General features: G+C 47.3%; 12 protein-coding genes. 1 reads left to right on the top strand and 11 read right to left on the bottom strand.

Annotated features, from left to right (window positions below):
* Nucleotides 1-60: 60 nt before the first annotated feature.
* Together pdaA and QNO02_RS09155 are read right to left on the bottom strand one after the other, a co-directional pair.
* Complete coding sequence (pdaA, locus tag QNO02_RS09160; protein ID WP_289391855.1) at nucleotides 61-840, bottom strand: delta-lactam-biosynthetic de-N-acetylase; 780 nt, start codon at nucleotides 838-840, stop codon at nucleotides 61-63.
* 94 nt (nucleotides 841-934) lie between these two features.
* Nucleotides 935-1348 (bottom strand): hypothetical protein, encoded by a 414-nt coding sequence (locus tag QNO02_RS09155; protein WP_249911240.1) that lies wholly within the window; start codon nucleotides 1346-1348, stop codon nucleotides 935-937.
* 206 nt (nucleotides 1349-1554) lie between these two features.
* Between QNO02_RS09155 and cysC the strand changes: the two genes are divergently transcribed.
* The gene (gene cysC / locus QNO02_RS09150) at nucleotides 1555-2193 is read left to right on the top strand and encodes an adenylyl-sulfate kinase (protein WP_249911241.1); all 639 of its coding nucleotides are present in this window, start codon (nucleotides 1555-1557) and stop codon (nucleotides 2191-2193) included.
* A 168-nt stretch (nucleotides 2194-2361) separates the two neighbouring features.
* On the opposite strand, the gene QNO02_RS09145 is transcribed toward cysC, so the two are convergent.
* The 9 genes from QNO02_RS09145 to QNO02_RS09105 all read right to left on the bottom strand — a co-directional run bounded on the left by QNO02_RS09145 (nucleotide 2362) and on the right by QNO02_RS09105 (nucleotide 12356).
* Nucleotides 2362-4179 carry an ABC transporter ATP-binding protein gene (locus tag QNO02_RS09145; RefSeq protein WP_176872847.1) on the bottom strand — a complete coding sequence of 606 codons (1818 nt, stop codon included), beginning with the start codon at nucleotides 4177-4179 and terminating at the stop codon, nucleotides 2362-2364.
* The gene (locus QNO02_RS09140; protein WP_240768101.1) at nucleotides 4179-5312 is read right to left on the bottom strand and encodes a nucleotidyltransferase domain-containing protein; all 1134 of its coding nucleotides are present in this window, start codon (nucleotides 5310-5312) and stop codon (nucleotides 4179-4181) included. The genes QNO02_RS09145 and QNO02_RS09140 overlap by 1 nt, the downstream gene beginning before the upstream one ends.
* 52 nt (nucleotides 5313-5364) lie before the next feature.
* Complete coding sequence (locus tag QNO02_RS09135) at nucleotides 5365-5847, bottom strand: lasso peptide biosynthesis B2 protein (RefSeq protein WP_074094340.1); 483 nt, start codon at nucleotides 5845-5847, stop codon at nucleotides 5365-5367.
* A gap of 4 nt (nucleotides 5848-5851) precedes the next feature.
* A complete protein-coding gene (locus QNO02_RS09130; protein WP_017689560.1) occupies nucleotides 5852-6151 on the bottom strand; it encodes a lasso peptide biosynthesis PqqD family chaperone in 300 nt (99 codons plus the stop codon).
* Nucleotides 6148-7095, bottom strand: coding sequence for a phosphoenolpyruvate carboxykinase (ATP) (locus QNO02_RS09125; RefSeq protein ID WP_133384154.1), 948 nt, complete (start codon nucleotides 7093-7095; stop codon nucleotides 6148-6150). The genes QNO02_RS09130 and QNO02_RS09125 overlap by 4 nt, the downstream gene beginning before the upstream one ends.
* Before the next feature lie 139 nt (nucleotides 7096-7234).
* Nucleotides 7235-7372 carry a paeninodin family lasso peptide gene (locus QNO02_RS09120; RefSeq protein WP_017689562.1) on the bottom strand — a complete coding sequence of 46 codons (138 nt, stop codon included), beginning with the start codon at nucleotides 7370-7372 and terminating at the stop codon, nucleotides 7235-7237.
* 29 nt (nucleotides 7373-7401) lie between these two features.
* Complete coding sequence (locus QNO02_RS09115) at nucleotides 7402-9333, bottom strand: asparagine synthase-related protein (RefSeq protein ID WP_133384153.1); 1932 nt, start codon at nucleotides 9331-9333, stop codon at nucleotides 7402-7404.
* Nucleotides 9330-10598: a sulfotransferase family protein gene (locus tag QNO02_RS09110; RefSeq protein ID WP_289391854.1), complete on the bottom strand. Its 1269-nt coding sequence runs from the start codon at nucleotides 10596-10598 to the stop codon at nucleotides 9330-9332. Before QNO02_RS09110 ends, QNO02_RS09115 begins: the two co-directional genes overlap by 4 nt.
* 423 nt (nucleotides 10599-11021) lie before the next feature.
* Complete coding sequence (locus QNO02_RS09105; protein ID WP_289391853.1) at nucleotides 11022-12356, bottom strand: MFS transporter; 1335 nt, start codon at nucleotides 12354-12356, stop codon at nucleotides 11022-11024.
* Between the last annotated feature and the right edge of the window lie 243 nt (nucleotides 12357-12599).

The raw sequence follows: 12599 nt of genomic DNA, 5'->3' as shown, positions 1-12599 counted from the left end.
TCAGGATGCCCTTTAATATTTTGCCAAACTCAAGAGTAACCTTGGTCATTACGATACAGATCAATAATTTTTGATCCGCAGATCATCCAGACTTTTGAATGCGTATCCTTGCTTGCAGGCCTCATCAATGATGGAACCCAGAGCTTCCGTGTTATCTTTGGATACCGAATGAAGCAAAATGACAGCCCCCGGATGGAGTTGTTTCAACACCTGTTGATGAGCATATTGTGCGCCACGCTGCACATTGGTATCCCAATCTTTATAAGCAACAGACCAGAACACATTCACATAACCCTGAGCATGACTCTCTGCGAGCGTACGATTGTTAAAAATCCCGCGCGGTGGCCGTAAAAAGGTCGCTTGTTGACCCGTCAGCCGATTGACCTCCGACTTGACCTTCTCGAGTTCCTCTCTAAGCTTTTCATTGGAGATGCGGGTCATATCCGGATGACTCCATGAATGATTACCGACAATATGACCTTCAGCCGCCATACGTTTGACCAACTCAGGCTGATCTTTCAGATAATGACCTGTCACAAAGAAAGCAGCTGGCACCTTCTTGGTACGCAATACATCCAGTATGGCAGGTGTGAATCCATTCTCATACCCGTTATCAAACGTGAGATACAATTCCTTCTGTTTTGTATCCCCCAGGAAAATGGCATCGTTATGTTGTAAGATCGATTTAAAGCCTTCCTGATCAATGGAGGGCAGTTGACCGTTTTGACTTTTTTTGAAGCCAAAGTGATACGCTCCGGTAACCGGTGATGCTTCAGTCTGTGCCGGTATCATACTGATGGATAACAGTCCCAACAGTATATATAGAACCATTCGCTTCATTCTATCCGCTCCTGTTCCTGAAAAATTCGGTTAGTCGTTTGCACACACGAATACCTTCAGGTAATATGCCACAGGAACGGCTAATGTATGTAAATCATAAACGATCGAAACGTTTATTTTCAGGTTGTGGCGGAGATTGATGGAACAATTCAAGCAAGGTCTGAGGTTTGCCACTGGAAGCAAGCCATTCCCTCACGGTCTGTATGGCACGGGTCTGTCCATCTCCCCGATCACGCCATGTAAGCAGCTCGATAACTTTGATAATCAAGGCCGACATATTGTGATTATCCAGTTCAGACCGCTCTGCCCTCAGCTTGTGATACAAAGCCTCCTGCTCCCAATCCAGTAGAATCTCATCACCGATGGTTGGCTTCAAAAGTGTATACGCTCTGTCACAACCTTTACAACGAACCGTACTGACCTGTTCATCTATAAATTCCGCTCGGATATCCTGCTGGCAATCCGGGCATTTGAATCCAACTTGTATGTTTTGTATGTTTTCGTTCATGACATTGTTCCTCCTGCGATGTGGGCATTTGCATCATTCAATGCAAAATACTCCTTGGATATATGCATAATGCTTATGTATGTACTACATCTATACCCGATATTTTGTCGATTCACGCTTATTTTGAAGAAATCTGTAAGGTGCTATAATCTTGTAAATATGTTAAAATATTATACATATCATGGTAGGGAAAAGGCGGGATACTCATGTCGAAGGAAGAGCGCAATATAACCTGGCAATCATCCAGCATCAACAGACAAGACCGGGAGAAGCATAATGGGCACCGTAGTCGTGCCATATGGTTTACCGGGTTATCAGGTGCAGGAAAGTCATCCCTTGCATTTGCCCTGGAGCAGTATCTCTACGATCAAGGCGTACGCTGTTATGTTCTGGACGGGGATAATGTACGTCATGGCCTGAACCGTGATCTCGGTTTTACAGCAGGGGATCGTCAAGAAAATCTGCGGCGAATTGGTGAAGTATCGAAGTTAATGGTAGATGCCGGGTTGTTTGTACTTTCGGCTTTTATCTCTCCTCATGAACAGGATCGGGAGATGGTCAGACAGTTATTTGAACCAGAAGATTTCATTGAAATCTATGTGAGCTGTTCAATTCAAGAATGTGAGCGGCGTGACCCCAAGGGGCTTTATAAAAAGGCACGCAACGGTGACATCCCGCATTTCACAGGCATTTCCGCCCCCTATGATGTACCAAAATCTCCTTCATTCATCATTGATACGGAGCAATCTTCCATTGAGGAAGCCGTGCAAGAGATCGTACAACATTTGGAACAGATCGGCGCTCTCCAGCTTCCGCGCCCTTCCAATACAGAACTGGTCCATTAATTCTTGCTCATTATATTAACCTACTTACATGAAAGGCGCGCCCATAGTGGCGCGCCTCTTTACGTGATACATTGCTGGTTATACCAGCGATAAATGAATATACAGAAGAAGATACAATACTCTATCATCGCGGTTTAACGTCTTTTGATGTCCCCTCACTCACTCACTTTACTGCCCCACAACACCCGCTTGCATATTAAGAAGTTTGCTGAACGTCCCTACCGGATCAGTAGATAACTGCTGGTACCCGCCCTCTTGAATCACCCGGCCTTCATCAAGCACAATTACACGATCTGCCGTCCGAATTGTGGACAATCGGTGCGCAATCACGATAATGGTCACATGTCCTTTCAATCGTTCTAACGCCTCATGAATGTACTGTTCATTCTCACTGTCGAGTGCACTTGTTGCTTCATCCAGTACCAAGACCGAAGGATTACGCAGCATGGCCCGGGCGAGCACCAATCGCTGACGTTCACCCCCAGATAAACGAATACCCCGATCACCAATAATCGTATCCAGACCCTGAGGCAACCTCCGTACAAATGCCGCAGAGGAGGAAAATTGCAAAGCCTGCCACATCTGTTCTTCACTTGCATTTGGATCAACCAGACGCAGATTCTCACGAATACTCGTATGAAACAGGAATGGGTCCTGGGAGACATATCCGATGGAACTTCGCCAGCTCAATAATCGTTCTTCTGACAGAGGCACACCGTCAATCAGAATACGACCAGTTTCAGGCCTTACGAGGCCCATAATCAGATCTATCAGCGTGCTCTTGCCTGCTCCGGATTTACCTACAATTGCGGTCATACCCCTTGCTGGAATCGAAGCTTGCACATTTCTCAATGAGTACGTATCACTTCCCTCATAGCGATAGCAGACATCCTCACAGGTAATAGATTCCTTCAGTTCCATAGGTTGAATCCCATCAGTTCCAACGTCTCCTGCCGAAGCAATCTCTGCACTAATCTCACGACTTTTCGCCGTCTGCGCTTGCAGTTCTCTGACTATCCGAAATGCAGGCAGCATGGAGCTGATGTACTCCAGATTGGACTGAATTGCCGTAAATCTTGGCCATAATCGGGAAAAGATAAGGATGATGAGCAGCAAACTTGCTGGAGGCACCGTCATTACACGTAGAGAAAGATAGATGAATGCAGCGATAATGATTGCCGCGGACATCCGGTGAATCAGCTGTGTTCCACTGTTCAATTGACTAAATTGAATGACGTTGCGTTCAATCTGTCTGCACATACGCTCAAACCAGTTCATGTGTGAGCGCTCAAGCATGTTGCTCTTAATATCCTTAATGCCGTTAAAATGCTCGGTAATGCCGTTATAATAACTTTGCGAGAATTCAGAGGTCTGGTCTCCGATCTGCTTGGCCCGCTTGACGAATTTTCTCAAGACAAAAAATAATAACAATCCACAGACCAGCACAAGTGCCGTCAGCTTGGCGGATAACCAGAAAGCAAGACCGATCTGAATGCCCGTAAAGATCAGAGAGGCTGCCATTTGCAGCATAATGCTCGTTCCCTGGCTCACACGTGCAAGTTCAGTCGTTAATATATGGTTAAAATCGGATTTTCGTTTTTGGAGAAAAAATGACCATTGCGCCATAATAATAGCACCATAGGTTTCCATGCGCAGCGTTCGTACAAATTGCTGCTGGATTCGAGTATTACGGATCGTTTGGAGACGCTGCATCCAGGCCTGTCCGGAGACAATCAACACAAAGGTGAACAATACGAATAACAATTGGCTATTTTCAGAAAAACGATTCAACATTTCGCCAAGCCAGGGAATGTTTAAGCCTGTGGAGCCCATCTCAAATATGCCAATCAGACTCAGCATCGGAACAAGCATGTAGATACCGATCCCTTCCATGAGACTGATACAGATCATCCCTAGCAGATTCCAATATAAAATGGGCCCCGTGACATGATGCAACTTTCGCATGAAATACCTTAATTCCGAGATCATACTTTACCCCTTTCCGTCACCGTATACCTTTTAATTCGCCGCCAGAACCAGAGAAACGGACGTAACGGAAAGTACAGAAAAAACAAAGAACGCGGAAGCGGCAATTGATCCACATCCCATGTACTAGGATATAAACGTTCAATAAAGAAAAACCATTTCTGTTTTGTACTTCGAAGTTTAAACAAATACGATTGATAAGACTTCATATCAGCCGGACTTTCCAGCATGTCGTTCATGAACTTTGCGCCTTCGTTGGCTAATCTCTTGCCTGTACGGTCACTTAAGGACATCAAGGATCTGTACTCTACATCCAGCGGCGTGTTCAGCAGCTCCGAGGCCAGATAAAGAGCCTGTGAACCGATTGATAAACGTCCCTCCGCTTTCAGACGTCTCTCTACTTTCTTCACATCGAGTGGCATGCTGCGGATCATCTGGTCGATATCCAGTAACCAGCGCAGTCTGAACCAGCCGTGTCGTGCACCATGGGTTACGAGATAAGCCCATAGGTCTTCTTGTTCGAGCATACGGACAGGTGTCTGTGTGTATGAACTGAACCGGCTGCGTTTCCACAGCAATTCAAAATCGGTTTCTTTGCCCGAATCCGGGTTCAGGCGCCAATGGATCTCCACTTGAGTCCTTTTGACCGGATGGGTGTAACAGATATGATGTTCCCGCCATTTCCAGCTGCGCACCGTAGGTGCCCGCTCCCCTTCCTTGGATATATATCCGAGGGTAGCCAGAATGCCTTCAGCCGCTTCCACATCATCAAACGGAATCAGGATATCCAGGTCTTTGGAGGTTCGCATCGATACATCGCCATAGAGATCATGTGCGAGCGCTGGTCCCTTTAGTGTAATATTGCGGATGCCGCGTTCACGAAAAGCTCCGCACACCTGCTCCATTTCAGCTGTCAGATGTAACATGCGGAACGTATTGACCGTATATTGTTGTCTCAGACTCTCCATAACATCTGCAGGAATGATTGCAGAGTTCAATTCTTTCATTTTCAAATAAAGGACAGAGTATAAGCGGTGATGATAGACAAGCCGCAGAAAGAGCTGCCAATCGGTTCCTTGCAAACCCGCCTTAAGTTCTTCAGGGGATAGAGCCGTCAGATCACCTCTAATCATGCTCAAAATCAGCTTAAGCTCCTTCGGAAACCCTGATGAATAGAGTTCACTTTCATGTATCATAGACAATCTCCCCAGATCCCTTCTCCGGACACCGTTTGCCAAACACACCGACAACCGTATATTGGTCCATAGTATCAGCTCCGGTCACGATCAATTTACCACTTCGTAGCCAGGCATGAGCCATCATATGTCCTTGCTTATTCCGTGCAGTCCCCATGTATAACGTACTCTCTATCTTGCGTCGCTCAAGCATCTTCATCCCAGCAATCGCCATTACAAGGCAGCGGCTTTCCCATAACGTATATTTACTGGCGAGCGAAATCGCTTTGGAAATATTCCTTATAGTGATGACCTCGCTGCGTTCGAGTCCTGTCATCGGTGTTTCAACCATGGGTGTACCCAGCCCTGGCGCGATTTTGGCAAATGGCATAGCCTTCTGAATGCGTGCCCAGCCAAGGAGGATATAGGCCTCCCATACCAGTCGACGCATCGACCGCGGGAGCGAGAGATAAACCTTTATTTTTCGCAACATGATTCTACACTCCGCGAGTAACGTCGATTAAACCTTCACGGGACAGATGTTCCAGGAATTGCACCACCTGCTCACGACATACATCTGGCTCAATCTCATACTCCGCTGCAAGTACCTCAACAACCTCACCCAGCGTGCGTTCTTCTGCGATCAGATCCCAGATTCGTCCACCGGTACTCCCCAGATTATAGTATTTTCCAGAGCTAATGCTCATCATAACTTTCTCACTGCCCATATCACTGACCAGATTGCCTTCCTTCCGGGTTACCCGGTCTTCCACATTCATCGGCGTAGTCGCTGTCATTGTCCTGTATGCACTCCTTTACGTATATGATCTGTGATCCGATCCACCATCTCAAATGCTGTAAACTCCGCACCCGTTCTGACCAATCTGCCAATCTCCACACTTGCTGAAAGTCTTGAAGCCGTCTCGAACAACCACTGTGCCAGCCCCTGTCTTGCAACGAGTCCACCACGGAACGTATGCGAGCATAACAGATGCAGTCGTTCTAGCCCCGTCACTTCAACCAGTTGAACAGATGTATGGTTTTCCTCCGGTTGTGGAGCCAGTTCGAATATTCCACCTAGTGGCACAGCCATCTCATGAAAATAGTGCTGAACAGGTATCGCATACTTTGTAATCTCTGCGTGAACCGTTGCATAATCCTGCTCCTTCATGCCGAAGCCGTCCAGACTGGGCTGCCATAACTTCTGTTGCGGGTAACCGGGTGATACGATAGCTCTTCCTCCGGCATCCCAGGTCAGTGCAACAACATCATCGGTGAGAAGCGGATATCCGCGTGATGCCAGTGCGGCCGACAACGTCGACTTGCCTGCTCCCGAATGTCCGACAAATGCGTAAGCCCAGCCATCAATAACAACTGCACTACCATGCAGTGGAAGAATGCCACGCTGCATCATAATGACCGCCATACATGTGCCCAGAATGAATAATCTGACCTTTTTCTCATCTGCACCCGGTATAGGGGATACGACAATGCGCTTTCCTTGCTCCATTAGAAACAGACCTGTATCTTCGATTTTGAAAAAAAGACTGCCCTCTCGTGCCACAAAGTTGTCGTTGCCTACATCCCAATCCTCCCACAATAGAGCCAGATCTGAAGACTCGATGTGCACATCCACGACATCAAAATCAGTCTCTGCATCCTTGGGTGCGATCTGTAGTTCAGGCATTCGAATTTGGCTCGACCAGCGTAGACCATACGCCACATAATGCACAGGCAACAATGAACGACGCCTCCTTCGTAATAAAATGTAAAAAAAAGCCCTTATATTCATGTTGCTCAATATAAGGGCGGAGGCGAAAAGCTGGATTTGTTGCATTTCCGCCCTTTAAGTATGATGACACTTCATAAAACTTAACAACTTAGGAAGTTGGATCGTACAGATCCGCATCGTGAACCGTTACCCAGTCAATTTGTCTGTAGCCAGTACCGGCCATCGTTTGATTGACTTCCAACACTTCAAGAGCTGGTGCTTGCCATTCCTTTTTTTCCATTTGCATCGTATTCACCTCCTTTCATGTGCCCTCATTCAGAATTTCCGAATGAACCGATAGACAATCAGACTATGCATCATCAATCGCAGATCTGGATGTGAAGCAAGCTCTGGTCTCGGACTCGGAAAGTTCGCCAGGGCAGATTTGATACGCTCCGTGTTTAATATGCCAGCGACCTTGCTGTCAGAACACAAAGCACGCAACTCAGCCGTAAAGGCATCCCAATTCGGAATGATGCGATGCAGCCAATCCGCCGGTTGTACACCCCGTACCCGCTGATTCAGTCTGACCTTGTCAGGCAACTCCGGTGAAGTAGCCCGGCGAATCAATGAACGATCCGTCCCTTGTTTCACATATTGTTCAATCGGAACGGACAGACAGAACCGGATGACTCTGGCATCACTTGTCGGATCACGTTCCCAAGCCCGGTAACGGAGAGAACATTTCGTAGCTACAGCACCGTTTTTGTTGGCGATGGCCAGGTTATTGAATTTCTCGGCACGTACTTTGAGTGCATCAGCCTGGGCACCGCCCTGCAGAACAATAATGGATTTGAGTCTTTCCAGTACACCTGTTCTTTGCGCAAAATCAGGATGGATCAACTGCACGGACGCGGCCTGGCTTGCTCCTTTGGACTGAGCCTTGAACCATTCCGGATATGCCTTTTTCCCGGTGATCTTAGCTATACGGGAGAAGGGCATGCCGGTCCGCTCACTATACTGCTGCATCTCACGGAACCAGCGATACCAGCGGCCACTTTTCAGTAGACTGGCGTAATAATCCAGAGCCGGCCCCCAGGAGATGGTGAAATTACCACGTGCGCCTGTGAGCAGGATGCCTGCATCCTGCTGGCTCGCTTTTTCATAGAATCCGCGAATCCAGAATGAATTTTCAAAGTATTTATAAGGCATTTCCATAATGTCGAGCCAGGTATCTACTTCACTGAGTGGACTTCTGCCTTCAAAATCAAGGTAGTTCTCTGTGATATTGCCGACATGATTAATGGTTGAACGTATAAAGGGCCGTTCGTCTGCGAGCAACGTTTTCGACGTATAATCTGTGAAATCCGGTACGGGAACATAACTGTAGGCCTGCAGCCGTTTGCCCTGACTTCTCAATGTTCCGGAAGCAAAACCAACCACGGCTCCCGAGTCCAGCCCTCCACTTAAAGCAGCAGCCACCTGCCTGTGCGTTCGTAGTCGTGATCCAACCGCCTGCCCAAAGATCTCCCGAAACGCTTCTACATACTCACCATCGGATTTAAGCCTCAGAGGTTCGACTTCATTCCAGCGATGATATTGCTTCAGTTCCAGTCTCCCATCCCGGAAGACAAGTGTATGTGCAGAAGGCAGTTGGCTTATTCCCCGATATACGGTCGAATTGATATCTGCTGAATCATGCATGTCAGGAATGGCAAGGAATTCGGACAGCCAAGTCTCATCAAGTTCTTTATGTACCCCTTCAAGCCCAAGCAACGGATTCATGAGTGTGCAGAAAGCAAAACGTGAACCATCATGTCGGTAATAAAAAGCTCTCATACCTGTAATGTCTCTCGCTGCATACAGTTTGCGATTCCGCTCATCCCAGATGGCGAATACAAAATCGCCCAGTAATCGGACAGCCACATCGTCTCCCCAGCGCTGATAGGCACGCAAGATCAGTTCACTATCCGCCAACATAGCCAGTTCAGCTCTGGATATCTGTAATTGATCTGCCAGTTGTTCCCGGTTATCCAGAATCGCATCTGCCGTGATGGTCAGACCACTTTCCTCATCATATAAAGGCAACTTCTCGCTAACCGATTCCGGTGTAATCCATTGGGCGTGACAGCTAAGGAACGCCTCGTTGCCTTTCCACACCCCTGTTGTATCCGCAGGGACATGCCCCAGGCTTGCGTACAGACGCCAGCTGTCTTCCCATAGCGCCTGCTGACCATCGTTGTGAACAATTCCTGCTATGGCGCTCATGACTTGCCTCCCCGTAGAATCTTGCGCTGTGAAGCCCAGGCGCTGATCTGATGACCAAATGGTACCCATGATTTGATACGCTGTATTTTGCTTTGAGCAGAAGCCAGCTGGACTTTCAAGCGTTCTCGCTCACTGTAACCCCGTTCCAGACGATGATCTGCTGCCCGTAATGCGGCTTGCAGCTGTCTGATCGTCACCAGTGCAGCTAGCGTCGGGTCTGTCTTTTCCGGTTCTTCGGCAACTTGGTCATTAAGATTCCCAAGCGGATCATGAACGACAGAATCTGCCGGTTGCATTCGATATTGCGGTTGCCACTGGCAACCGGTCGCTGCTGTCAACTGATGCGTGATTCGGTCAATGACCTCTTGATCTGGACTTGCATCATAATGTACACCCGTCCATTGTTCGGCTTCTGCCAGCTGTTCACTGTATCCCATCCGGTGGAACAGATCTGCCCCCATCACACGGCAATACAGTTCAACTTCATGTGGTTCTAATATGTTTTTCCAGTTGTTAACAGAACCATGATGTGCCTCTTGATGCGAAGAGAGGAAAGGATCACCCACGCCCATACTGTAGAACATGTCAGACTTGGCACTGTCCAGAAACTGTCCATACTGCTCCATTCCCTGTTCATATCGAATTCCCAGAAACGCGCATAGTTTCTCAAGTTCTTCTTGAGGATTGGAAACCAATCGTTCATATTGCAATTCATACGCATTGGAGTGGGGTTTGGCAAAATACTCATTCAAGCGGAGCATACCCAGTGTAAGATCTACGGATTTCATATTTAATTTGGGGCTCTGCAGACTATGAATCAGGTCGAATCCTTCTCCTGTGTGGCGGTTTACCTTTTTGAATGATGCAGCTATGGCCAGAGGATTACGTTGGAGATGAATACGCTTGGACTGAGGGAACAGACGATCCAGCCATTCCAGCATGTAATAGTATCGTGGAGATTTATCAACGATGAAGTCTGCTCCGCTCCCTTCCAGGAATCCATTGTAGATCTCAAGAGCAAAACTTCTGCACGCCTTTTCGAAGACATCCTCGGATACCATGGCATTGTAGAACTGACGAATGATGGAGCTGCCACCATAAGCACGTGAATCAGCCTTGGGCAAATCGACAAGATTCATCAGAAACCACATTTCCTGGGTGGCAAATATACGACTATGATTTTGCAGCATTACGGTGGATAAGGAACTACCACTGCGGGGAACACATAGTAAGAAAACAAGTCCGTTACCTTGAGCATCGATCAATGGCAGCCTCTCCTCTGTTCATTAGTATAAATATGTAGCTGGGATAGACCAGACTCTACCTTTGTGTTTGGCAAAACGAGTAATATGCACGCTATAGGTCAGCATTTTGCAATATTCCGTCGGAAGTTCACCCGGGAATGAAGCAAAACACATGGTTACATTCGACAACTCTCAGATACAATATGTATTTATAGTTTTACTCTATGATACAAAATGTATCATGTCAATCTTTTATTTTCACCTTTTCATAAATTCATACTCTTTCACTGTATTCTGCTGTCTGTCATTTAAGCACTTATTCATGATCAATTATGTTCTGATTGCACAAACGCGAATAAGCTCCAGACATGTTCTGTGAGGAACAATGCCTGAAGCCATACGTAATCCGTTGAGAAACTTAATTTGAAAACGGGTGAACAAACATCAGGTAAACCTTACATCTGAACTTTTCCCAGGAGCTCCAACGCTCCTAGTTCGCTCTTCTTCCTGATCTGCCCGTGTAGCATCCTGCATCCCCTTCTGTACCTTCACGGTTAACAATACAGCAATTCCCGCGACGAAAAAGAAGATGAGCGACAGAATACCCCAACGCGTGGAACCCGTGATCTGCCCAACATAACCAAACACAAATGGACCAAAGATCGAAGAGAATTTGCCTGTAATATTCACAAAACCAAAGTACTCTCCTGTTCTGCCTGCCGGCATCAGATTGCTAAATAGTGAACGCGCTGTGGATTGACTCACACCCTGCACGACACCAACCAACCCGGCGAGCACATAGAAGTGGATCGCTTGTGTCATGAAATAACCGAGAATTACAATACATATGTAGACCGATAAACTAAAGATCAATACCCGCTTCGCTCCCCAACGCTGTGCCCAGGCTCCCAGTAACAACGTGCATGGGAAACCGATAAACTGGGTTAACAGTAGCGCGAGCATCAGGTCGGCTGTGCCTATGCCTATACTTGTCCCATAGATTGTAGCCATCAGAATGATGGTATTAATGCCGTCATTAAAAAACCAGAAAGCCACTAACATGCGGATTAACTGGGGAAAACGCCGCATCTGACGAAAGGTTTGCCGCAGTCTGCGTACGCCCACCGCAGCATACCCTGTCCACGTTCCGGGCAGATCCGGTGATGCAGGCCGTCTCGGAGCATGGCGAAAGATCGGTATCGAGAACAGCAACCACCACAACGAGACGGAGATGAAAGCAAGTCTTGTGCCTGCTAGTGTACTGCTCATCCCGAACCAGCCCGGTTGCTGAATCATCAGCAGGTTCACTGCAAGCAGCAAACCTCCTCCAATATAACCATAAGCATAACCTTTGGAGGATATCATGTCTCTTCGTTCCACGGGTACCAGATCCGGCAGCATTGCATCGTAAAAGGTGTTACCACCCGCAAAACCAATCGTGGATATGACCAGCAACGCGGAAGCAAGGAACCAGTCCCCTTCACCGATTGCGCTGAATCCCAATGTAGCAAGGACACCTATAATTGCAAATACACGCAGGAAGTCGCCCTTCCGTCCTGACAAATCAGCTAGCGTGCCTAACAACGGTGTTAGCAGAGCTACGCACAACATGCCAATGGAGTGTGTATAGGCCAGGTAGGAGGCGGCGGTATCCGTATCCAGCGTTGCTGCAGCCACCGAAGCATAGAATACAGGCAGTACTGCGGCCAGCACAGTTGTTGCATAAGCCGAGTTGGCCCAATCATACATAATCCAAGCCTTGATCGCCTTTTTATTCACATAAATCCTTCCTTTACATGCATCTCTATATTAGTGCGAGTTCAACAAGTCTAAGTGACTTTTTAAACAACCTCTATTAGATGCCAGATCGATGTCTTTCTCCTATTGTAAAGGAAGGATATCACACTTGTTCACTGTTTCTGTAAAAAATGGTGCAGTTCTGTTCTTACGACTCACCTCACCTCCGAGGTGAACTTGCGTAATTGTATCATTTTATATCCACTCTCATCACATATCGTCCTC

The organism is Paenibacillus sp. PK1-4R (assembly GCF_030369595.1).
In the GTDB taxonomy this organism is placed as follows: domain Bacteria; phylum Bacillota; class Bacilli; order Paenibacillales; family Paenibacillaceae; genus Paenibacillus.
The sequence above is the reverse complement of the archived record's forward strand: the minus strand, read 5'-3'. Positions and strand labels throughout refer to the sequence as shown.